We start from the raw sequence: 23,073 nt of genomic DNA on the forward strand, positions 1-23,073 counted from the left end.
GTGCGTAAGCTAGAACCTGATTCCTTCAAGCAGAACGTTTTGGATATCGTCGACAATGTCGCCTAAATACACGATCCGGCTAGGGGAATCCGTGCTGTTTCGTCCGGGGCCTCGCGGCAGAAGAGATACGTCGAATTGTTCGACCCGAAGAATTTTTTCCTGATTCCGGAAGATCACACGCATATTGTAGTGGAATGCGTTCCACTGTTGCCCGTTATCGCAGTTGAGCGCGATCAAATAATTTCCACCACCTTCAGGTGAAATCCAGGCAGTGCAGAATTGCTGTGTGTCCATATTGGCGAAGGCGTGCGTCCGCCCATTCGGAACGAAAGTATCGGCCTGCGCAAAGTTGGCATTTGCAAGCACGAGAGTCGCCACAATTGCGAGGAAAAGCGGCTTTTTCACGCGGTTCTCCAAATCTATTAGTCTACCTAGCTGCCGGCCCCTGCAAGGACCACTTATAGATAAAGTTCGGATTCTCGGCGCAGCTCTGCAACGTAATCGCGATCGTTCCCTGTACGCTTCGCACCGCGCACGCGCCAAGGTGCTCACATGCACGAGAGGCTGTGATCAACACCTTCTTTCCGTTGTATCCATGACACCACTGCAGCCAGAAGGGCGGCGACCCGTAGCGATGACCCGCGAATGAATCGCCATTGTCACAGAGGCAATCAACTACTGCGGTTCCGATCTGAGCGGTGGCTGGCTCCAGGCCGCAAATCCCAGTATATACTAAGCTTGCAATAATTACGTTTCGCATGGAAAGTTCGTCTACCGAGGATTCTGTGCATTCGGAGGGGGCGGGGTACATCTTCGCTCGCAACGAGCTCGACAAGCATTCGCTGCCTGGTCACATCTTGCCGTGGCGCTCGGAGCCCTCATGCATGCCTGGTACTGAGCATCGCAGATGCTAGGGCACCCAGGATCGACGTACATGCAATTTTGTGCGTGCGCGCTTTCCGCCATGAGCAGAGCTAGAACTCCAGCCGCGGCAACAATCGCAGCTCGCATCGAAAAATCTCCTTTGAAAGGTTGTAATAATCATAGCCCGAACACGGCTTTGTCAAGAGTCTATTAGACAGGGTGTCTGTCAGAGTCATCGAAAGGGATCAGGAGCGGTCAGCGCCATTCGCAACAGGCAACGAACTATGAAACTCAGTACGTCATGAGCACGGTGAACTCGCCCGCTCCGCGCGGTTCGGCTACGCAACCCCGAAAGCTTCGCCGCTCGTCCCTTGCCCGCCCACGCCACTTGACTGCAACCCCCGAGACTCTAACTGCCGTCGGATGGAATGGAACTTCCTGCGCAAAGCCGACAAACCCATCGATCAGCAGGCAGCCTGGGCTTCACGCAACGCCCAGCCATCATAGAACTCGCCGCTTTCACGCGCACGTGCCAATCTGGCGGCCATCGTCGTGTGCGTACGATTCCAATCGTCCGCTGCCCGGTCGAAACTCGCATGGCCGAAGGTTTGAAGGAATCGAGCGCGTCCGTCTAACGCTTAGGGGGAGAGATACCGGCTATGCGCTCGGTAAGTGCAGTTTGATGGAATATATGCTTCGCACCGCGCTTCATCTAACCACCCGATCGCGAGGCTCGCGCCACAAATGAAAAGCGAGGGTCGACTCCTACTTGGGTATCCAACCACTTAACATCCCCTGGAGATATGCCGCAAGGAGAGTGGCGACTATTCCAGCCGTCGCGGAGATGAGCCAGGAAACAACAGTTGGCGTCGCGCGAGCGACAAAGCTAGGGGGCCGTTTGCCGAGATAAATTGCTGCGAACGGGAGAAATCGCCCGTGGAGCCAGTTTACTATATAAACTAGCACCAGAACCCCAATCATCAGAACTGCCCTATCTCGCAAGTTTCCCAAACTAGGTATAAATATGATTGCACCCACAAAAAGCAGCTGATTGATGCCAAAGCCTAGCCGTTTGAAATTTGTGGTGTAGGTGTGTTCCAAGTTTCGGAGTGTTTGCTTTAGTAATTCTAGTTCTCCAAGCACCCACGCCTCGTCTGCTCCCTGCGTCATGACGGTGTTCACCTGAGGGCCCAATTCGACAGACACCACCTTATTTACATTGCCTCGGTCTGGCTCTTGGACGAAGAGCTTCACAGCCGTTGCTTGTTCCGTACTGAGGTTGAGCGACTTGAAATCGTTCAAGAAGCGCGACTGTTCCGTGCCAGCGACAACCGTAACCACGACTTGCGCGCTCCTAAAATCGCGTTGGATCGTTTCAGCAAGTGTGGTGAGTTGCTGGCGATCGATGCCAATTGCACCGAAATGATGCCTAGCGGTGTGGAGCTGATCGGGCGTTGCTTCGCTGCCGCTTGCTGCAGGTTGTGAAGCATCGTGGGGGAAGAGAACGAAGGTCCCGGCCGAACCTATTTCGGTCTCCCACTGACCCTCCAGATTGCCTTTGGGATTAAGAGCAGCGTCCGTTTTCAGGTCCCCAAACGTCAAGCCTTCAATCTTCGTCTGCGGCTTTCCACTCAGTGTTAGCCGCCTGCCGTCGAAGGCACCTCCGACAGCGTACACCACCAGACCGACACCCTGTTCGTTGAAATGCAGGGTCCCTGTCAGAGCTCGGTCATCGCCTTCCAGTTTGACGAAAAGGTTTCCAATGTTGGTGCCGAACGCACGTCCTGCCCAAAGATGCCCCAACCCCATTTTTCCCTCACAAGTCGGTTCTAGAGGTAACCCAGGTCCCCGATCCTGGTCCGCTGGGTGAAGTCGCCGACTCAGCCAAAGGGGGCCTTAACTACCAGATAATGCAGCAACGAAGGGCGCGTGTGAATGCGTCGGCTGAGGTCTTGGACACGGTTATTTCATTGTCTGAAATCCGCGAACTCCTGCCGTTTGTCCGTATGCATCCGGCCGAGACCGCGGCAGATCTGTTACGCGATTTGCCACGCGACGTGATCGTATCGTGCTCCATCATTGACGAAGAAGTACGCAATCGCTTTGTGGCATCCTTCTAGATCTATGCACCAGGATAGGGGATGTTCGTCGACCTCCCCGTTGGAGAGTGTGTAAGCGCAGGTTCCCTGACGGTCTTGGTTATCCTTTGTCACGACGCCGCTATCACCATTGAACCGCAGATACATAAGCCAGGCGTGGCTACCATTGCGCAGCATGGCTAAGGACTGACCGTTCGGTACCGAGATCCAGAGTTCGAACTGCGGTTGCTTGTCGAAGCGATCCAGAGCAAGGCTCAGATGCTCGACAGAGGCAATCGACAAGTCAGTTCCGTTAAACGTGATCTTCATCTGATCGGGCAGCGGCGACAAGGGTTCTGGGTTTTGACCAATTCCACGGCAGCAGCTCGTCGAGCCTCGACGCCGGATGATCATTGATCCGCAGCAGCACGTCGGTCAACCAGGCCAGCGGATCGAGATCGTTGAGCTTGGCGGTCTGGATCAGGGTGTAGATGGCGGCGGCACGGCGGCCGCCATCGTCGGAGCCGGCGAAGGTCCAGTTCTTGCGGCCGACGGCTACGGCGCGCAGTTCGCGTTTGGCGGCATTGTTGGTCATGCACAGGCGACCATCGTCGATGAAGCGTGTGAACACCTGCCAGCGCTTGAGACTGTAGTCGATCGCCTTGGCGGTCTCGCTCTTGCCGGAGAGCTTGGCGCGGCGGTCGCGCAGGAAGGCGTGAAGCTCATCGACTAGCGGGCGGCTGCGTGCGTCGCGCACGGCTTTGCGCTCGTGGGCTGGCAGACCGTTGATCTCGCGTTCGATCGCAAACAGCGCGTCGATCTTCGCGATCGCCTCGATCGCGATCGGCGCTTTCTTCAGCCGCGCGATCTCGAAGAACTTGCGCCGTGCATGCGCCCAGCAGCCGACCTCGATGATCGGGCCCGGCTTGCGCGAGGCCTCGTAGAGGCGGTTGAAGCCGGCATAGGCGTCCGCCTGCATCGGTCCGGCATAGCCGGCAAGATGCGTCTCGGGATGCGCACCGGAGCGGTCAGGCGAGTAGAAGAACAAGGCTGCCGGCGGCGCGTGCCCGGCAAAGGGACGATCGTCGCGGACATAGGTCCAAACGCGCCCCGTGCGCGTTTTGCCCTTGGCCAGAACCGGCACCGTGGTGTCGTCGACGTGGAGACGCTCGCCTGCAAGTACGTGCGTCTTGATCGCCTCGACCAGCGGCATCAAGGTCGCAGCTGCCGCGCCGACCCAGTCGGCCAGCGTGGAGACATGGAGCGCCACGCCCTCATGCGCATAGGTCGTGCTCTGCCGATTGAGCGGCAGGTGCAGTCCGTATTTGGCGAATAGGATGTGCGCCAGCAGGCGCGGCCCCGCGCGTCCACGCGAGATCGGGTGGAACGGCGCCGGAGGCTGCGTGATCGCCTCGCAGGCACGACAGGAGAACTTCTCTCGGACGTGCTGGATCACCTTCCACTGTCGTGGAACGAGCTCCAGCGTCTCCGTGACGTCCTCGCCGATCTTGCGCAGCCTGTCGCCACCGCAGCACGGGCAATGGGCCGGTGCAGGATGCACGATGCGCTCGCGCGGTAAGTGCTCGGGCAGCGGCCGCCGCGCCGGCTGCCGGCGCTCGAACGGGCGCACGTCGATCTTCTCGGCCTTGGCTCGTTCGGCTGCCATTTGCGCCGCAGCTTCTGCCTCGGCCGCATCCTCTTCGAGATCGGCGAGTTCGAGTTCGAGCTGCTCAAGCACCGATGCACGTTCTGACGAGGGCCCGAACTGCTCGTGCTTGAGCGTGGCGATCGTGAACTTCATCTGCTCGATCAGCAGCGTGCGGGAGCGGACCTCGGCTTCGAGATTGCGCGCCTTGGCTTCTGCCGCGAGCTGGGCTGCCGTCGCCTCGGTGAGCGCCGCCTGGCCAGCGAGCACCAGCGCCTTCAGCGTCGCGACATCATCGGGGAGCGAATCGGCTGTGATCATCGACAGGGATGGAATCACAGCTCCGCCCGGCACGCATCAGTGCCGTTACGTTCGAGCGCTCAACCAACAGCTTCCGGGCGCCACGTCCGCTGCGGATGCCGCCAGTCGATGCCTTCAAGCAGATAGCCGAGCTGGGCCGGCGTGATCGTCACCGCTCCGTCCACAGCCTGTGGCCAGATGAAGCGGCCGCGCTCCAGCCGCTTGGCGAACAGGCACATGCCCTGACCGTCGTGCCACAGCACCTTGATCAGGCCGCCGCTGCGGCCGCGGAACACGAACAGATGACCGCCATGCGGATCGCGCTTCAAGGTCTCCTGCACCAGCAGCGCCAGGCCGTCGAAGCCCTTGCGCATGTCGGTATGGCCGGTCGCCAACCAGACCTGGGTCCCGGAGGGGATCGGGATCGTCATCGCGAGCCCGCTCGGAGTGCCGTGATCACCGCCGTCACCGTCGCAGCATCCGCCGCGCCGCTGATGCGGATCTTGGTCTCAGTCCCGATCTCGACTTCGATAAGCCCCTGCGTCGGAGCGGCCGCTGCGTGAGGATCGGCTGCAATCGTCACAGCGGCGAAGCCGAGCGCAGCAGCCTCCTTGCCGCAAAGCTGCTGGCGCCAGCGGAACACCTGGCTGGAATGCACACCGAACGCCCGCGCCACACCCAGGATTGTCGCTCCCGGCTGCAGCGCGGCAGCGACGATCCGCTCCTTGTCAGCCTGCGACCAATGCCGCCGTCGCCGCTCCGACGTGATCACTTCAACTTCCGCTTTGGCCATAGGACTAGCTCCAGGACTAGTCCTATGGCTTCGCGAAGCCTCACTGCCGACGCAAGGCGGCCGTCACCGGGGGCTTACGTTTGTCCGTCCATATGGAATTTGCGGTGGTGGGGATCTAACAAAGAACGCAGCAGCGCCCACGAGCATATTTTTGACCCTGGAGTGCTTCAGGTCGTTCGTGCCGCCACTGGCAGGACTACTCCTAGAGCTATGTTGCCGGGACCTCTTGCTGAGGGCTTTCCCGGCATTCCGTGACGGTTATCAATCAGGCGCTATACCGAACAAAACCGCCTCATCTTGCTCCGCCGCCTTAGATTGCATTCCTTGCTGAACCGCCTTTCGGGTTCTTCAGAATTACAGTCGCGCACGGGACCTTTGGAGCCATCGCCAGGTAGCAACCAGCGGCTACGGACGGATTAACATTTGCTAAGAATGTAGGCGGCTTCAATTCGGTTGAACGCTCCGATGACCGGGGCGGCGGCTGCCAATACGCCGCACCCCTCACAACACCGCCAATATCACACACGAACTCAGGTTCGGCTAAAGAATTCGAATCAGCTCATCTTCTTGCGGTCGAAGGGCATCCGCCGTTTCATCATACCGCAATTACGATCAATGACTTCGCATCCTATGAGCAATCTGTTCGGCCGCCTCAATACCATATTGCCGTCTCTCGTCGATTTCGTTGAGGCGATTTGCAGCATCGATGAATGAGAGGAGATCGATTCCAGTGGAGCTTAGTGCTTCCGCAATCTTTTCGGAGGACAGACCATTTCGGATAAGATTGTCCAACGCGAGAAAGAAAGGCTGCCTTATGCCAGCCGCATCGGCCAGCATTTCCGAAAGCGTAGGCCTTGCTGTCGTACGCAGGGGAGCCGCAAGCTCAAAATCACCTAGCTGTGATCTTTCGTAGATCACTCGCCGCACGATGAGGTGCGTGAACAGCGTCGACCAAAACGATTGCTTGAAAAGCTCAATTGCCTGCAGTTCGCGCAAGCTATTGTAAATGGCCTCGAATAGTCGTCCAAACTCATCTGCATTCCGTTGAACATTCCCAGTGCCGGCAGACCGCGCATCCGCATAGAGGTCCAGGATGTTAATGCCGATAGCGAGGACCATTGCCAAGACCTGCTTAGCATCAGACCGGCCGTCATCTTGTTCACCGCTCTGCCAATGCTCCGCCAACTCACGAAGCGTAAGTGTTCGCCTCCAGAGATCTCGATACAATTCGACGGGATCACCTTGGAAAAAAAGCAGGCCGAAGACTCGAAATTTGAGAGCATCTGGCCTGGTGTTGTAAGTTGAAAACGGTAGCGTCATCGCGCGCATCTGAATTGCGCTCGTACCTAAGAAATTCTCCGGCTCATCTGGGCAGCAATCTAGCAGCGGCCTTATGGCCGGAAGCTCTGACTTCCTCTCGTTTGCAGCAACGATTTTCGCGGCCAAGATACAAAGCACTTCTTCAGGCATCGCGTCGGGCGTTCCAATATCATTCCAGCCAATTGCCGCATCCGATCTACCCAGGGCCTCAAGCATACACCACAAGGCCGTCGTTTGCTGCCGCAGGTCTCTCGGATACAGCTCTTGATCACTTCCTCCTGCACTCTTACGAAAGAGTTGGGCACTCCAGCGTAGGGCGAGTGAAGAACCCGTCGGCTTTTGTGCAATAATCTCGCCTATTCTCTCGGTGAGTAGCCGGAATTCTTCGCCGCGCTCCCTAACCAGATCATCGGTGGCCTCCTTTGGTAGCCGCGCTTCCTTAAGTGCATCCTCCGCCACCACCAATAGGAGTGCCTCTAGAGTCTTTCCTGTCCAGCTTCCGTCTTTGTTGAAACTCGGCTCTGCGTGCAGGAATAATTCGGACCAAACGGCAAACGTCTGCTCGAGCCCTAACTGTGCCCAGCCGCTTAGTATGTCCCAAACCTGATAAGGATTATCGAAGCGATCGAGAAATCCTGCGAGAGCGTGCTTGTTCAGCGCAACGTAAATATACGCAAGGATGTTTATTTCATTGGGACCGAAGTCAGGTCGTAGCCAGTGTATGCCGGACCAGACATCCCTCAAATTAGGGGCCTCGCGCCAGTTCTCGGCAAGCGCCAGCACGTTGCTGCGCGCGGAGTGATCTTCTGCTGGCCTTTGAGTGGCGGCTTCGAGAGACACGCCATCGGCCAAATCATCGAAACGTAAACGGAATTGATCGTCACTATCGTACTTCGACTTCAGGCTGCCGCGTAGCGCAGCTAGCATGCTGTCGAAATGGGACCGCAATCCAACGGCCATGGTCCATGCATTGCGCCCAGTGTTTCGAATGAGAAGCAAACCCGCCGCTTCCCCGACGATTGAGTCAATCATCAAAGACTGCGATTCATTATCTAATCGTGCTTCAGGACCGGACTCTGGTATCGAGTTCTCTTGCCGCAGTGCTTCAGCGATATGCTCGATATCGGCCGCACCTTCTTCGAATCCGGTCGTGAGCGCTCGCTCCAATATCTTGTACGCCCGCTCGACCGCGCCAAGACGCCAGTCTGCCGCGTCCAGCAGAGCGGACACGCGTTCTGCTAATCGTAACCAATACACCCTCCCTTCGTTTGGGCGAGGATGGGCTTCTAAGGGCCAGCGTGGATTAGAGCGATCGGCCAATGTCCTCGTCCAATAGCCTGCAAATTTGATTGAAGAATTCCACGGCCCTCGTGGCTTGCGCGCACCATCCGAAAGTCATCGCGTTGATTTGATGGTGTAGACCGCCAACAGTTGCGCCGCAGTGCCAAAGCACGTCGTCGATGATCGCAAAACGATCATGTATCTCAGGGAGACCTCTCAAGGGTCTCTTTAAGTTCAGATAGATTTTAATTTGGGGTGGAGCGTTGGTGGTTCGCGCCTGCAACGCAGGCTCCAGCTCCTTCAACGATTGTGCACGTTCATGGGCGCCATCACTAAGCCCCGTTACAACGCGGAGGTCTGATGCGACAGTATCGCAGAATAGGCTCCATAACTGGTCTCGGGAGGCGTCGTCACCAAGCAGATATTCGTCAAGAAGCCAGACACGTTGCCGCGCGACACGCACTGCGTCTTTAAAGGCGCACGACATTGCCCCGCCGATGCCAATTCGGAATCGTTCATAGTAGGAGTCCGCCTCGGGAAACCACTTCAGGTCGCCTTCGATATAGCCGTTCTCGCCGAGCACCATTGTCGGCCAAAGAATTTGTGGCTTCGCAACGGGAGCGGGCTCAGTCTCGACAATTGGCGGTATGCCCCCTCCAAGAACCATTCAAAAACCCTATGAAGTCGCAAACGAGAGAAAGTCTTCAGACTCGTCCTTGAAAATTCGGTCGAGCCGAAAGATAACCGGCTGGGGGTCAGGTAATTTAACAACCAGACCCTCACGCTGTCCGATGGAGTTCAGCGAATTGCCCGTGAGCCACACGGCCCCGTCAACGACGAGAAAACGGTCATGCAACAGTGGTGCGCCGTCACTGTTGCGCATTATGCGAACGTCGATTTGCCTAAAGCCACGGTCCCGCAAGCTTTCGATGCTCGCGTTCATCTGCCGTATCGCAGCGCCACGGTCCGGCTTAAAAGCCTCACGAGATGTGAGGATTTTGATGTGAACGTCCAAGCGCGAAACGAAATGCAGGTAGCCACCCAGGTCTTCGCCGCCAAGGAAGCAATCCGCCACGAAGACGTCTTGCCTAGCTCCGCCGATCAGATCGCGAAGAAAAGCTCGGGCAGCAGCAGGATCATCAATCCACCTCTGGTCACTTGTACGGGCTTGGCTCCGCACAACCCGTTGGGCGGCAGCCTCCCAGAAGCGAGCATACGGGCCTGGCTGCGGTTCGCTTTCTCCAATAAGGCTATTGGCGCCGAGCGCTCGCTCGTGGATCTGATGCTCTCTGATCCCCGCGTCCTTCTTTTTGCTCTCGCGGGTCTTGAGCTTCACCAGTCGTGATGAAGTCTCCGTCGTGATGCCTATCGTTCGAATAAACGGTGTTGGCGTCTGGAAATCGATAAGACCCCGCTCGGGATGCCCCAGCATGTAGCCGGACGCCCTGATTTCTGCGGGAGCCTCCGTTATCACGACGCCATCCGAGGGCACAGGCAGTTGTCGAAACGTAGAGATAACCCCGAGCCGTTCTTCAAGAATCGTCAGATTGAGATTATCAAGCTGTTGGTTTGGTCTCGGTTGGATTTGCGTGATGAGGCGTTCCTTCTGGTGACGATCACGGACAAAATATTGCGATACGTTCTCCACTTGAGGGTCAGGGGCCACCAATACCAGACCGCCTAACAGCTCCGGATATTCCTCAATACGAAAGTGTATCCGTGGAGCAAGCCAATCGCGTACCAGAGGATCGTCTGTGAGAGAGTCGAGGTCCGGGTCCGCTGATGCCATCAATCTATGAATGCGAGCAGGCGCAGCGCCCGGACCGAGAAACGGCGTCGGATAGGTTTTCATGAGTCCGCCAAACAGCGTTTGGTCGGGCGCCGGAAATCCTAGACGGGGCCATGCGGGCTCCTCGATCAGCCTCGGGGCGCGCAATGGACCACCGTCGAACTTACCTTGCTCGGCAGCATCAGCTGGCAAGGGCACGGTCAAAGTGCCTTTAGACGCTTCTCGATACCAGTTTAGGCCCTCATTTGCCCTCATACCCACCCGTCGAAAAAAGACCCGCAGCCCAGACGTCCCCTGAATGTAAGGAGGAACACCTCTTACACTTAGTGGGGCGCTATCGGGTTGCGGTCGGGCCGAATGGACAAATTCGATGCTGGCAAAGACCAGCAGCGGCGGATTTGACGCTGCAGAGGCAGGCATGCAGGTCGCAAGCCGAACGATAGCCCATTTGTAATATTCGAATAGCTCAGTTCCAGCTTCCGTTCTCATCATCATGAGTGCATCGATCGCTGCCGCCGACCTTCAGGCGAACGACATGCTAGCAACCCGGGGTGGTTGTCGCAATAGGATCGGCCAAGCCGGTGAACCCTGAAGGCCTGAAAGGTATCTCGATTGCTCGGTGTTGGCATCGTGCGACCGAGCGAGCCTAGTCCGTTGCCGTGCCGCGGCGGTCGCCAATGTTCTCTCCGTCAGTACGGTCATGACGCGTCCGATGCGGACCTCGAGTGGCTGATCAGGCCCGAGGGACGGAAGGTCCTCGATCGCCTTCCCGCAACGGCTAGAGGCCAGCTTTTTTCCCCTGCCGCGAAGGCGCGGCATTCCTCGCGCAAGTCAAAAAAGCCGGCCTTCCGCCGTCCTCCGCTGCGCTGCGGGCCCTGCAGGCTGCGGGCCGATCGTCCCCGGGCATAAGGGGCGCCATCGAGGCCGCGATGGGCGCGGCCCGAGCAAACAGACGGAGAGAATCATGGCAACCATCGGCACTTTCACGGCATCGGAGAACGGCTACACCGGCTCGATCAAGACGCTGACGCTGAACGTCAAGGCCAAGTTTATCGCATCCGAGAAGGACCACGAGAAGGCGCCCGACTATCGCATCTTTGCCGGTCCCACCGAGTTCGGTGCGGCCTGGAAGAAGACCGCCCGTGACAGCGATCGCGAATATCTCTCGGTCAAGCTCGACGATCCAAGTCTCCCCGCGCCGCTCTATGCCTCGCTGGTAAAGGTCGACGGCGATGACGGCTTCACCCTGATCTGGTCGCGCCGCGCCGGCGACTGATCAGGCGCTGGATCATCGGCCCTGCCTCTTCGGAGGCCGGGCCTTTTTGCGTCTTGATTGTAGCCTGGAAGCAAGGACAAGGGGGCCTTCTTTAGAGAAGGGAACGGCTCAGGGCTTCGCCCTCGCGCGGGCAAGGGTTAAGCACGAGACGTGCCGGCCGGTGCGGTCTCCCCGGTCTTCCGCGCCTCTCATCTGATCTCAGTACTCTCGACTGGAACGGCGCGTGCAGACGCGCGCGAATCTCGCGCGCCCTTGTCAGGCGGGGGATACCCCTCCGCTCCCGGCCGCCCTTGCCCTTGCTTCCCCCGGTCTCGCCGACGGGCAGGGTTGCAGCGCAGCGCTGCGCTTCAACCTGACAGGAGATGACGATGAATCTGACGGTTTCTAAGCACGACGGGCAGAAGGTTTCTGGTGGCTTCCGGGTAGACATCTCGCGCGGCCAGCGCGTTGGCCGGGTGTCCTCGGAATGGTTTACGCGCCCGGATGACGAGCGATATCTCAACCTGCCGGGCCTTTACGACGCCGTCCGCAGCAGGGCAGAGTGCGCGCAGGCCCGCACCGTCGAGAGCCGATCCATTCGCGTCGAAGCCGCCCGAGACAACGCTGAGCGGCTGGCCTTGATCGTTCCCGGTCGTGACGAACCGGTGGCGCCGACGCATTGGAGTTTTGGGCAATTGTGCACGCTGGTTAGAGCGCCCGCCCCCTATCTGCGGCAGCTACCTGGAGCGCTGTCGGCCATCAATCTGCAGCATGGCTTGCTGTCGCATCGCGCCGAACTCGTCAAAGCCCTGGAGGCCGATAGCGGTCGAATCGAGCTTCGCGCCGTCACCGGTCCCGACTACGGCCGCATCTGGGATCATGAATTAGTGGCCGCCGTCATGCAGATCGCCGGCAACGGCACCGGTGAGACCTGGTGGAAGGTGCCGGGCGTGCTGGACTGGTCGAGCATGACCCATAATCCATTGGTGGACGTGACCAAGGACACGACCACGCTCTATGCCAGTGATCGCGACGTGTTCCTGTTTCTGGTCGATGACACCAATCCGATCGAAGCGGGACGGCTGCCGGACGGTTCGCCGGATGTCTATTTCAGGGGCTTCTACTGCTGGAACTCCGAGGTCGGCAGCAAAACGCTCGGCATTGCCAGCTTCTACCTGCGGGCCGTCTGCATGAACCGGAATCTTTGGGGCGTCGAGAATTTCGAGCAGATCACGATCCGCCATTCGAAGTTTGCCGCGCACCGCTTTGCTCATGAGGCCGCGCCCGCATTGACGAACTTTGCCAACTCCTCGCCCGCGCCGTTCGTCGCCGGCATTGCAGCCGCACGGCAACGGATCGTCGCCCGCACGGATGAGGATCGGGAGACTTTCTTGCGCAAGAGCGGCTTCTCCAAAGCCGAGACAACGAGGGTCATTGAAGCCGTTCTTGGCGAGGAGAACCGCAAGCCCGAAAGCATCTTTGAGTTCGTGCAGGGCATCACGGCTGTGGCGCGAAGCAAGGTGCATCAGGACGCAAGGCTTGAGCTCGAAGGCAAGGCCAAACGCTTGATCGAACGCGCCGTCTAAACGTGAGCTGCGCAACCGGTGACACCCGGTTACGCAGCCGTCTGAGCTTCCGATCAAACGCGCCGCCGCTCCGGTCAACTGCAGCCGCGGCGCGGCCGCATGCACGCGGCCGGAGCTCGCCGAGCCTCCGGCCCGGCTCGCAACAGCAAATCCAATAGTCGGCCACAGGCAAAATCTCCAAGCAGACGGACGAATTCGTCCGGCGTCTCTGAACTACGTCGGCTGCGCGATCTCGCAAGATCGTCGGCTGTCGCGACTTCACGACGCCAAGAAATGGCCTACGACGTTGACCCGCAGTGACGTTGCTGGCGCTTGCTTTCTGCCGAGAGTTTTCCGAATAATCGATACCGTATTCGAGTCAGCCGCGACGAAAGTCGGACGAAGCGCGCCGCCTCGACGCACCGCTGCTGCGTCCAACCCTGGCCATCGGCGGCGGTGCATTTTCGTGGCGTAAGGGCTTTGAACGGACGATTGCCAGCATCCGCCCGCGTTCTCAAGTGCAGCCGGTCTGCAGAGGAGTTGCCGAGAGACCGTCGCCCACGTGGGAACGAGCAAGGGGCAACTCCGTGCGGTTATTCTGCAAAAAGACGGCATGAATTCCTCAGTTGGACCGCAGCTTGTTGATGGCGACAGTCACGGCTGATCGACACGCGGATCGCAGGATGTATCCGAATTGTGGAGTGAGGTTGGTCTGGTTCAGAAGGTGCGCAAGAGAACGACAAGTCAACCGAAGGCTCAGGGAAGAGAAGGAAGAGATTGTTCACACCCTATGCACCTCCGGTGCTGACGCTTCGCGGTGCGCGGTGCGGCTATCTCATTGGGGTGAAGAACATATTCTTTCTTAGGCGGCGTTTACACGAGCAGGTGCGAGCGAAAACAGCGGTCTTGCGGGATGATCGATAAGTCAAAGCTCATCAGTTACTTGCTGGCGTTCGCGCGCGTATACGAGTGCAAAATGCCGGTTCTGCTCTTGATCCGTGCCGGTTTGCGTCGTTTCATAGGCCGGCCAGAGCATTCGACTCGTGAAGCCTGAGGTCGAAATTTTGCACACCGCTTCCCGAGGGCTGCAGATCGATTATGAAGCGGGCAGGGTACTGCCAAGCCAGTGTTCTGCTGCGCGATCAGGGCCATCGTAGGCCTGGGAACCTGCGATCCAGTTCGGTTCGCAGCTTCCAATCAATCCCGCTCGTGCTCCCGGTAACGGAGTTTGATCCTGACGCCAGACATGCCGGCTGGCTGATTCAAGGTTCGAAGGACATGTCCGAGACGAGAACCGAGCTGGGCGGCGCCTTGGTGCTCGGCTGGCCTGGCAGCTGAGGAGACTGTTGATGCTGATGCCTGTGTGACCGGGGAGGGGGCATGGCTCCGCTCAGCAGAGGTTCCTGCGTGAGAGCGCCCGCTGGCAATGGAGCGCGTCCGATCGCGGCTCCGGCCAAGCTCGAACCCGAGCGCCTTGGCCTCGGTCTGCCAATGCTTGATGAGCTCGCCGAGCTTGGCATCTCGTTTGGGGCGGCGCGTGCGTAAGGTTGCGAGCTCCATTCCCTTTGGCGTGCTGTAGCCGTGGACCTTTGCGGCCTCCTCGATGGCCTGGCGCCGCTTCGAGAAGGCGCGCTCGACATGGCGCGGGATAGCCGCCACCCGGAACGTATCCTTCCGCTGTTCGAGCCGAACGCCTTGCCTCTCGAGCTCCGAGGCAAGGGTTTGGCGATAGATCGCGCCGGCCTGCTTCTGCGCCTTGTAGAGCTCGCGGCTGACGATCGCGCCCCAGCTGCCGTCGCGGCGCGGGGCGAGATTGAAGATGAAGGTGTGGGTGTGCAGCTGCGGGTCGGATTCGCGGCTGGTGTGATGATCGAACTGCGCCATCAGCAGCCCTGCGGCTTGTTCTCGCGCAGCTCCGCCACGGCCGCGCCTGGCCCAGCCGGCGGTCGCCTCCAGTTGAGCGGATGCGGCCACGACGGCTGTGCGATGGGCCTGCGCGATCACCTGACGCTCGGGAGCCTCGGCGAGCGCCCAGAGCACCGAGACCGATTTGGGGGCGCTGAAAGTCATGTCCCAACCGGCCGCGTGCTCGCGTTCGCGGCCGCCAAGCTGCGCCAGCCGCTCGCTTGTTTTCGGATCGATGCCGCGCAGCGCGGCATCGAATTCGGTCTGCGTGACCGGCCCGTTGAGGCTGAGCCGGTCGGCCCCCTTGCCGGCCCAGCGGCCGGGCGGCTCGCCGTCCCGGCTGTAGTAGTCGTCGCGCTGCAGATGGCCGTAGTAGCGCGACGCCGAGGCGGCATTTCCGCGGGCGGAGATCGAGGCCACCATGGATCAGTGCAGCGTCCGCTGCTGCCGGATCAGGTCGGCCAAATCTTGGGTCAGGCGCGAGCCTTTCGGCGGCACCTCTGGACCTGAGCCTTCATTGGTCGGGCCGGACGGCTTGGGTGGCCATGGTTGCGTCCACTCGGCTGGCACGATCGGATCGCGCAATGTGAGCAGATGGATGTATGGCAGCTCGATCTCATAGACGTCTTCGCCAAGACCAACGAAAAGCACCCGGACTCCATCTTCAGCCGGCCCGAGACGTGAGGCCAGCTCCGACGCCGTCACCACGCGGCGCACCTCGCGCTGGGTGCTTTCGGTGATGCTGACCTTGCCGCCGGCGCGGGTCTCACTTCGCGTGCGCCGCTCGACCTCCTGCTGCCCGATCAAGCGGCTGATGTCTTCAGCCGCCTCGCTGGCGTTGATCCGGGTGATGATCTTGGTACCGGTCATGCCGAACCAGGATTTGGCCTGGTCAGGACCATAGACCGCGCGGATCTGGGCCGTGTCCTGGGCCCCGATGACGACGGCGATCCCTTTGGAGCGGCCGAGCTCGAGGAAAGTCGGAAACTGCTTGACCGGAGGCAGTTGCGGGAACTCGTCGAGAAACAGCCACACCCGCCGCCGACGGCTTTCGGTCAAGGTAGGGCTTCCCACCGCCGAGGCGAGGAGACCGAGCATGCTGCCGATCCAAGTTCGCGACAGTTCGGGATAGCCGGGATCGTGCTGCAGAATCAGCGGGCGGTCCGGAGACGGGTTGTGCAGCCAGGCTCTGATCGAAAAGCGTCCGGCCGAACGATCGGGCCAGGCTTCCGCCAGAACCGAAACAATCCGCACGTGAGTCTGGAAGGTTGTGAGAATGCTCAGGGTCGTCTTGCTGTCGGGCTGGTTGAGGAGCCGCAGCGCATTCGGATTGTGGTCCCTTGCATAGGCCGTGAGCTTATCGATATCGGCGGTCACGACCCTTTCCAGGTCCACCCAGCTCCAATCCTTACCCATGGTTGCCTGGAGATGGACGACGCAGGCGACAAAAATCTCCTGCGCCGCCTCCGACCACATTGGATCGGAACTTGCCGGAATGAAGCGCGCCGCGAGCTCACGGGCGTCCTGCTTGATGCTGCAATCGGCTGCAATGTCCCACACCCACGATCTCCGGTCATGAGGCGCGACGAGCACAGGCTCTCCCAGTGCAGGGAGACCACTCATCATGTCGCCCTTGGTGTCGAGCACCAGGACGCCGTCCCGGCGAGCCTGTGCCTCAAGGATCAGATGCAGCATGGTCTGAGTCTTGCCGCCGCCGACGCTGCCAAGGATCAGGAAATGCCGCGTCTCGCGTTCGCGACCCAAAGGAACAGAGGGTACGAGGGCGACGCCATTGCTGTGGAGCTTGCACTCTGCGGCTGCGGCCCGGGCGAACGCCTTCAAACCTCGCTGGCCGGACTGCAACCGTGCGCCGCGAAGGACCTTGAGCGAGACTGAATCCAGGCGAAGACTAAGCGCAAAGCCGAGCAGCGCAGCAAGCCCCGCAAGGCTGGTCCCGATCACGCTCCAGAACCGAAGCTCGAAGCCAGCTAGTGCCTGGTACTGCGACAGACTGCTCCGGCAGGCTTGCCAAGAGGCGTCACCGGAGCGATCGCCAAGCCAGGCCAAGCCTCGCCCTCTGATGCAGACTTCAATGTCTGTTGGCCTCAATGGAACGCTCCGGCCGTCCGCCAACGTGGCGCCTGGGGGCCACAGGTCGAAGCCGAGATACGAGGTGCTAGTCGCTCCTGCGAAGCAGGCCATGGCAGAAAGGAAGCTGATAATTCGCAAGCGCCGCGTCATGCCGCCCTCCCGGAGCTTTCGCCGGTGAGGGCCTTCAACAGGGCTTCGAACATCGCAAGCAGATCATGCGCTGCTTTATCGACGGACTGGACCCGCGCGTGCGTCTCCTGGCCTTGCTGTTCGAGCGCGACGATCCGGCGCTCGATCCGCATCAAGCGATCGGCGAGCGCCTTGTTGTCGCCGCCAGCAAGCCCGATGCAGATCAGGTCTCGGGCGACGCCGCTGATGTTTGCTGAAAGTTTGTGAGCACGCGCGTGGATTTGCTCGATTTCGCTCGTTGCGAGACGGATCGAGATTGGTCTTGTCTTGCCTGTCATGAGATTGCCTCAACAGAGTTGCCGAGGCGATCGATCACGAACCCAACCAGAGGCGCCGCTTGATATCGGCCGTTGTCTAGCACCGCGCTATCAGCACGCTCTAAGGCGGTTTGCAGCAAGGAGCGGCGGAGCTCAGCAGTCGGAGGCTTGAGTCAGTGAACAACATCGATCGGGTTCAGTCGTCGCCCCGCATCGGATGTCGTTCAAGCAATATGTTCTTTCTGTATCGTTGGATTGTGGATCGTACGATCGGCGGGAAACATTGGGGACCGCCGTAACTACGAGGTTCTACCCGGATCGCCCACTCCGTATGCTGATGTTCTCCACCGTACGACGGCGATGCTCTTGTATTCACGAGCAAATGATCAGATCGCGGCGGCCGCCAAGGATGTCAATCAATCTGCGCCCACGTGAAAATCGATCGCGAGAAGCGCCGAGCTGCAGCTCATTTTCGATACGAAGGAAAATCCTGCCGCCAAAGTTGTCTCGATCACTCGAAGTCTGAATGCAGAAAACGCAAGAATGCCGAGACCGCGTCCGGCTCTCCTGCGGAATCGAGTATCTGCTCGGCTAAAGCCCCAGCAAGGGATTTCGGAGAGCTCGTCGGGGCCGACTGCTGCGCGGCCTGGATCGCTGAAAGTCGCGCATATCCATTGACGCAACGAATCGGCCGTGATTCGATTCGCGGCACTGGCCGGAACAGGCCAGGCAAGCGGCCCGCACAGATGCAGCAACACCTGCGCGAGCCTAACCCTCAACATGGAGTAGACCATGTCTCAGGCTGATTCTGCCTATACCACGAGTCGTTCAATCTTTCCTGCCGGCCCGGTCTTGCGGCGGCGGCAGTTCGTCGCCGGTGGGGCCGCCGTCCTGGCCGGGGTCATCAGCGCGTCACGGGCTGAAGGTGTTCCTGTTCCAAACGCGCCCGACCCGATCCTCGATGCCATTGAGGGCCACCGCCGGGCCTTCGAGGAATTGGGGCACCTGCTTGCCGAGCAGGATGCTGCCGAGCGCGAGTTGCGGCGTGCGCACGGCAGCAGGCGGGCCGAGCTGGAGGCCAGGTTGGCTGGCCTCTGTGAAACCGAAGGCGCGCTCGGTCGGGCTGAAATGAAGGCCTCGCGTCAGCTCGCCACCACCGTGCCGGAAAGCCTGAACGGGGCGGCCGCGACGCTACGCTATGTACGCGAGCACTACGATTTTGGCCAATATCCGATGTACGAAGAGGATGGCTACCGGCTGCTGCTGTTCTCGACCGAGCGCGCGATCTGCGCCGCGGCCGGTCTCGCCGTTCCCACCATTCCCGGTGATTAGTAGTGAGGGTGCGCGCACCTTGAGACCCTAGGGCGCGCACCGCAATCATGACGGCCAGGCATGTCTGGCGGAAGGGCGCCCATGGAGACATGGGCGGCATACTGCGCCGCCGCGACAACCTGGTGCCGTGCCGGCGCGAAGCGTCTGCCTGATCTTCGGCCTTCCCGGCGGAGATAGGCTCTGCCACTCGCCAATCGGAAGTCGCTGAAGTGCATCAACAATCCTGCAAGCCGGGCTGGCGGTGCTCCAACGGCTGCCCATTCCGAGCTAGCGCAGTAAAGTAGGGCTACAAATCCAGGTCCAACGTGCTGTCCCAAGGCGCGAAAGCCTTCCCATTCGATAGCCTGCCGCTTTGGTCATGTCTTGCCAAGCACTCGTTGCGAGTCAGCCCGGCGGCTTTGCCCTTGCTCTCGCGTGCCGGCCGCGAGATCCTGAACCGATGTTCCTATCACGGAGGGCCAGAGTTCATGAAGAGACCCTCGGTCGTCGATCCTGAGATTGCGAGAAAAGAAGGTCAACCGCGCCGCCCCTCACAAGAGTCGAAGGCACTCGGGAGAATGTTCGGTAAGGATCGGGGTTCGCAAGATCCTCGAGTGGAGCTACTCGCATGGTGGCGAACATGGAGATTTGATCGGAGCAGTGCGCCGGCTGGTCGAGCTCGGGCTGAAGGCGAGGGGGCAATAATGGACAAGACAATCGCGATCGTAGGCGTGATGGCCTCGCTGGCCGCGGCCGGTCTAAGCTGTGGGCATCCGTCAAGGAAGTCCCAGACAATCTGGATACGATTGTCGGGGAACTGCAGCGCATTAGCAGAGTAAATGCTTTGGCAGCAACGGCCGCGTCGTGTACGCATTTGGGGAACAAATCAACTGACTTCTGATTTGCGCTAAGGGAGCGCGGCTTCGGGATACTGACCCTCTGCACTGTCAGGCCATGGAAGGCAAACTGCACATTATTGATGTGAAAAGCCTGTGGCGATCGGCTATTTTTCGCGGCACAGATGCAAGAGATAGCCCGGCAACGAAGCCCGGGCGGCAACGTCATCGACTCACCCCGTTCGGCCCTGCCGCCTTTCGAAACATAACGTTGCGATAGCGTAGGGACTATGGCGCTTGTTGCTTAGGCAAATCTTGCGCTCGCAGCAAAGTAAGGTGCTCAATGCAGTCGCGTATGCACTGCGCCTTGAAGCAATACGAGAAGCCCGACGGCATGCCGCCGGTCAAGAGTTGCCCAGCATTTACACCAAGCAGAACCGCTTCGGAGTCCAACTGCGCGAATACTGGCGCTCCGGATGCGCCAGGAGCAGACTGCACTTGGATTAGCACACGCCTCGCAGGCTCATCGCCTTCTGTTTGATAATCGCTGTCGGGATCGCTCGAGACAACGCCAGTCCGCATAACGGGACGTTCGGTTCCTTTGTCATAATGCAACGAATAGCTTGGCATCCATATCTGCGCTCCTACTGCCATTCGTTGTAAATCTTCATCGTTCGCCAGCATATCGATCGCTGAACTATGGAGGCTCGGTGGTCCGATCTTCGTGCCCGGCGTCTCTCCCGGCTTTCGACGTCGGCCATACTGCATATTGCCGTCGGTTAGATCAAGTACAGCGACATCTTCCGCCAGATTCGTGGCAAAGACAAAGCGAACTCCACCCGTGGGAGTCGTCTCGTAGTAATGTTTATTATCAGCATAACCTGAAATCTTAAACGCTTCGGGCTTATAACCAACAAACTTCTGATCCTTGTAGGTAAGGTCAAGATTGTGGCGGTTGGTTACAGCAAACAAAAGAGCATCTGACTTCACGAAGAAACAGGTCCCGTGAACCTCTTTCGACGAGCCGTCTGGGCCAGCATGCATCGTAGAGAGCCTATAAGCCGCGTATAGTAGTCGCTTGTCCACCGTCAAAACGAATCTCCTCTAGACGCGTATGGCGTTGCGGATCACACAGAACGTGTTAGCAACGTTATGGTACGCGTTTAAGATATTTATTCGCCACCCACCCATGCACCTAACAACCGAGCAGATGGTCGAAGTATTCAGTCTAAACCCACTTCTTCCATGAAATGCGGCGCCGTCATGCGAGATCATCAGCAGTGATATGGAATTTAAGGAGGCGGCGAGCATTGAGTGGGCTTTCCTTGCCGATCAGGATAAGCGCTGCCTTGGCGGTATCAGCTATCGTCCCATATGCCGGGTCTTGTTCTCGAATAACTTGAAAACCCAATGCCGCGCCGATGACTCGGCGAAGTCGCGAACCTTCAAGGTTCTTGAACATGGTGTGGTAGTCATCGACCGAGAGGGCAGCGAGCAGCTTGGTGTCTGCCTTGCTCCAACCGTGGTTGAAGCCGATGCTGTGGAGAATGTCCTCCGGTGAACGCTCGTCACGGAAGGTCTTAAGTTTCTCTGCGAAGGCATGAATTACATCCGGGTCCTGGATGTTCTCGGTAAAGGGATGCGACGCAAGGTCGTAAAAGGCGTAATCCTCGTCGTGCCTTCGTTTCATGAAATACTTCAGTACGTATTTGGCGGCTCGCTCGCGGCCGAGAGTTTTCAGCAAGCTGACGGCGCCGTTCAGCTCCGAAGGGGTCACGAATTTTGTGTGAAACTGCATTGCGCTGACCAAGGCGCGGACGATATCGCGGGTATTGTCCTTGAATGACTCATGAAAGAGTGCCCAAGCGTCAGCGAATGACTTTGTCGAGTCCATCTGCTTCAAGCGCTCATTCATCTCCTCAGCACTACGCTTGATGAGGTCTTCGTCGAAAAAGCCGCGTTTAACACCATCGAACAAAGCCAAATCGAAGGCGTCAGTTGAGGCATAGCCGTAGTTATCGAGAAGTGTGTCCCATTTATGCTGTTCCGGCCGCTCGTCGGCATCGTCAAAAACGCCTGCAAACGATTCATCGCGCCGGGCCAAGATGAAGTCGATGAAGGCGGTGTCGTCCTCCGCGGTCTTCGAGAAGTATGCCCAGCCGAACAGTGTGAGGGTGGATGCGGCCTGTTCCGCGACCTTTTCGTGATAGCCGCTGAGTAATGGTAGAATATCAGCAAAAAGCCGCTCAATTTTCTTTATAACGCGAATATTCGAGACCCCCAGTGAGATGCACCGTTGAGAGAGCAGGTGTGTTGTGGGCGCGTCTTTGGCAAGCGCAATATTGACGCTCTCCTCTTCGGTCGGTGCAAACAGGAGCGACAGATCGATGACCTTCTCCTGATAGCGGGCAAGATCCTTAGCGTCGGGGTCGGTCAGTGCCTCCTCGTTGAGGATCATAACGACCTTACATCCGCGACGTTCTGTCAGGTAGGAGACAAGGCCAAGGACATCGATGATCCGAAGGTTGGTGCCGCGGCGCTCCAGGTCGTCAATGCAGACGATGCGGTCTCTGACAGCAAGGAACGAGATTGCTTCTAGTGTGGCCGAAGCACCCTTGAAGCGCGATATGATCGATATGAGCTGCGTACCAAATGACTTCACGACGAAATCGGTGTTGGTCTGCAGCGTCCTTAGTGAAGGCTCGATGCCAACGTCCTTGGTATCGATTGTGTTCTCATAGATCGAGTATTTTAGCTCGTTCAGGTTTTGCAGGCCGAAGAGTGAGACGTAGGCATACTTCTTGAGTCCGATGGTGGCCTTGGTCTCCTCAAGAAGCCTATTCCAAAGATAAGTCTTGCCGACGCCCCATGCGCCCCGCAAAGCAAGCACCTCGGGTTTGGGAGATTCCAGGAATCGGACAATCTCACGGGTTACTCGGTCAGTCGCCGTGCGTTCAACGTCGGTCAAGATAGACGGCCCCCACTCGCGTTAAGCGGGCAAACACTAGCCGAACATCACCAAAGCGGTATAGTGGAGCGTCCTGCCCAAGCGAGCACATCGCACAGGAAAGTTCAAAGTTGGGAAACGGTCATGGGGTTATCCGGCGTAGGATAGCCGACTAGGGGAAGCGGTCGGATCGAGGCCAGGTCACGGTGTCCGGCAACGGACCAAGGAGAGGGCGAGAGGAACAGCTTTGACCGTTTGTCCTTGCCGCGCCCCCAACTCGCCAAAACAAAAGGCCCCTCATCGGGTGGCTACTCGCCGGAATTGGAAATGCCTAATAATCAACTGATATTACTACGTGCGGATCCGGCTATTCTTTCCAAATGCCCGTTGAGATCGCTAAATAATCCAGCAGATTTTGATTCCGCCATTCGAAGTGCGATCCCTCCCGCCCCAGCTAGCACTCAAGCTCTTGGGTTCGTTACAGAAGCAGCTCTATTCCCGCTAAATGTTTCGGGCGCGTGAGCTGCCACCGAAGTTTCATCCAGCAGCGTTTAGAGTCCGGGTGGGTTGTGCAGTGAGGCCGAACTTTGGACCACCCAGAACTAGAGTTTTGCGCCTCTGATCACGGCGGCGGGCTGGTTGCGCCA

The 23,073-nt window shown here is 58.9% G+C and carries 18 protein-coding genes; 3 read left to right on the plus strand and 15 right to left on the minus strand.

What is annotated here, in order from left to right:
• Positions 1-9 precede the first annotated feature (9 nt).
• The 9 genes from QX041_RS29840 to QX041_RS29880 all read right to left on the minus strand — a co-directional run bounded on the left by QX041_RS29840 (position 10) and on the right by QX041_RS29880 (position 10,565).
• Positions 10-405 carry a hypothetical protein gene (locus QX041_RS29840; RefSeq protein WP_316167514.1) on the minus strand — a complete coding sequence of 132 codons (396 nt, stop codon included), beginning with the start codon at positions 403-405 and terminating at the stop codon, positions 10-12.
• A 1,224-nt stretch (positions 406-1,629) separates the two neighbouring features.
• Positions 1,630-2,673 carry a hypothetical protein gene (locus QX041_RS29845; protein WP_316167515.1) on the minus strand — a complete coding sequence of 348 codons (1,044 nt, stop codon included), beginning with the start codon at positions 2,671-2,673 and terminating at the stop codon, positions 1,630-1,632.
• Between the two features lie 227 nt (positions 2,674-2,900).
• Complete coding sequence (locus QX041_RS29850) at positions 2,901-3,245, minus strand: hypothetical protein (protein ID WP_316167516.1); 345 nt, start codon at positions 3,243-3,245, stop codon at positions 2,901-2,903.
• 10 nt (positions 3,246-3,255) lie between these two features.
• Positions 3,256-4,908, minus strand: a complete 1,653-nt coding sequence (gene tnpC, locus QX041_RS29855; protein ID WP_316167517.1) for an IS66 family transposase — start codon at positions 4,906-4,908, stop codon at positions 3,256-3,258.
• Positions 4,909-4,967: 59 nt separating this feature from the next.
• Complete coding sequence (gene tnpB, locus QX041_RS29860; RefSeq protein ID WP_316167519.1) at positions 4,968-5,318, minus strand: IS66 family insertion sequence element accessory protein TnpB; 351 nt, start codon at positions 5,316-5,318, stop codon at positions 4,968-4,970.
• A complete protein-coding gene (gene tnpA, locus QX041_RS29865; RefSeq protein WP_316167520.1) occupies positions 5,315-5,680 on the minus strand; it encodes an IS66-like element accessory protein TnpA in 366 nt (121 codons plus the stop codon). Before tnpA ends, tnpB begins: the two co-directional genes overlap by 4 nt.
• A 612-nt stretch (positions 5,681-6,292) precedes the next feature.
• Positions 6,293-8,230, minus strand: a complete 1,938-nt coding sequence (locus tag QX041_RS29870) for a hypothetical protein (protein WP_316167522.1) — start codon at positions 8,228-8,230, stop codon at positions 6,293-6,295.
• A gap of 73 nt (positions 8,231-8,303) precedes the next feature.
• A complete protein-coding gene (locus QX041_RS29875; RefSeq protein WP_316167523.1) occupies positions 8,304-8,948 on the minus strand; it encodes a hypothetical protein in 645 nt (214 codons plus the stop codon).
• A gap of 9 nt (positions 8,949-8,957) precedes the next feature.
• Complete coding sequence (locus QX041_RS29880) at positions 8,958-10,565, minus strand: VPA1262 family N-terminal domain-containing protein (protein WP_316167524.1); 1,608 nt, start codon at positions 10,563-10,565, stop codon at positions 8,958-8,960.
• A 469-nt stretch (positions 10,566-11,034) separates the two neighbouring features.
• Between QX041_RS29880 and QX041_RS29885 the strand changes: the two genes are divergently transcribed.
• Positions 11,035-11,346 (plus strand): DUF736 domain-containing protein, encoded by a 312-nt coding sequence (locus QX041_RS29885; protein ID WP_316167525.1) that lies wholly within the window; start codon positions 11,035-11,037, stop codon positions 11,344-11,346.
• 368 nt (positions 11,347-11,714) lie between these two features.
• Positions 11,715-12,911 carry a DUF932 domain-containing protein gene (locus QX041_RS29890; RefSeq protein ID WP_316167526.1) on the plus strand — a complete coding sequence of 399 codons (1,197 nt, stop codon included), beginning with the start codon at positions 11,715-11,717 and terminating at the stop codon, positions 12,909-12,911.
• Between the two features lie 1,176 nt (positions 12,912-14,087).
• Here the strand turns inward: QX041_RS29890 and mobF are convergent.
• The 4 genes from mobF to QX041_RS29910 form a co-directional block, all read right to left on the minus strand.
• On the minus strand, positions 14,088-15,218 hold the full coding sequence (gene mobF / locus QX041_RS29895; protein WP_316167528.1) for a MobF family relaxase: 1,131 nt from the start codon (positions 15,216-15,218) through the stop codon (positions 14,088-14,090).
• A 3-nt stretch (positions 15,219-15,221) separates the two neighbouring features.
• The gene (locus QX041_RS29900; RefSeq protein WP_316167530.1) at positions 15,222-17,036 is read right to left on the minus strand and encodes a type IV secretion system DNA-binding domain-containing protein; all 1,815 of its coding nucleotides are present in this window, start codon (positions 17,034-17,036) and stop codon (positions 15,222-15,224) included.
• Entirely contained in the window at positions 17,033-17,353 is a 321-nt protein-coding gene (locus QX041_RS29905; RefSeq protein ID WP_316167532.1) for a hypothetical protein, read from the minus strand. Before QX041_RS29905 ends, QX041_RS29900 begins: the two co-directional genes overlap by 4 nt.
• Positions 17,354-17,748: 395 nt before the next feature.
• Entirely contained in the window at positions 17,749-18,126 is a 378-nt protein-coding gene (locus QX041_RS29910; protein WP_316167533.1) for a hypothetical protein, read from the minus strand.
• On the opposite strand from QX041_RS29910, the gene QX041_RS29915 reads away from it, so the two are divergent.
• Entirely contained in the window at positions 18,125-18,664 is a 540-nt protein-coding gene (locus tag QX041_RS29915) for a hypothetical protein (protein ID WP_316167535.1), read from the plus strand. The genes QX041_RS29910 and QX041_RS29915 overlap by 2 nt on opposite strands.
• 1,103 nt (positions 18,665-19,767) lie before the next feature.
• On the opposite strand, the gene QX041_RS29920 is transcribed toward QX041_RS29915, so the two are convergent.
• On the minus strand, positions 19,768-20,565 hold the full coding sequence (locus tag QX041_RS29920; RefSeq protein WP_316167545.1) for a serine protease: 798 nt from the start codon (positions 20,563-20,565) through the stop codon (positions 19,768-19,770).
• Positions 20,566-20,740: 175 nt separating this feature from the next.
• The gene (locus QX041_RS29925) at positions 20,741-22,447 is read right to left on the minus strand and encodes a P-loop NTPase fold protein (protein WP_316167537.1); all 1,707 of its coding nucleotides are present in this window, start codon (positions 22,445-22,447) and stop codon (positions 20,741-20,743) included.
• Positions 22,448-23,073: the final 626 nt, after the last annotated feature.

Origin of the sequence: Bradyrhizobium sp. SZCCHNRI2009 (genome assembly GCF_032485115.1) — a bacterium.
GTDB lineage: Bacteria > Pseudomonadota > Alphaproteobacteria > Rhizobiales > Xanthobacteraceae > Bradyrhizobium.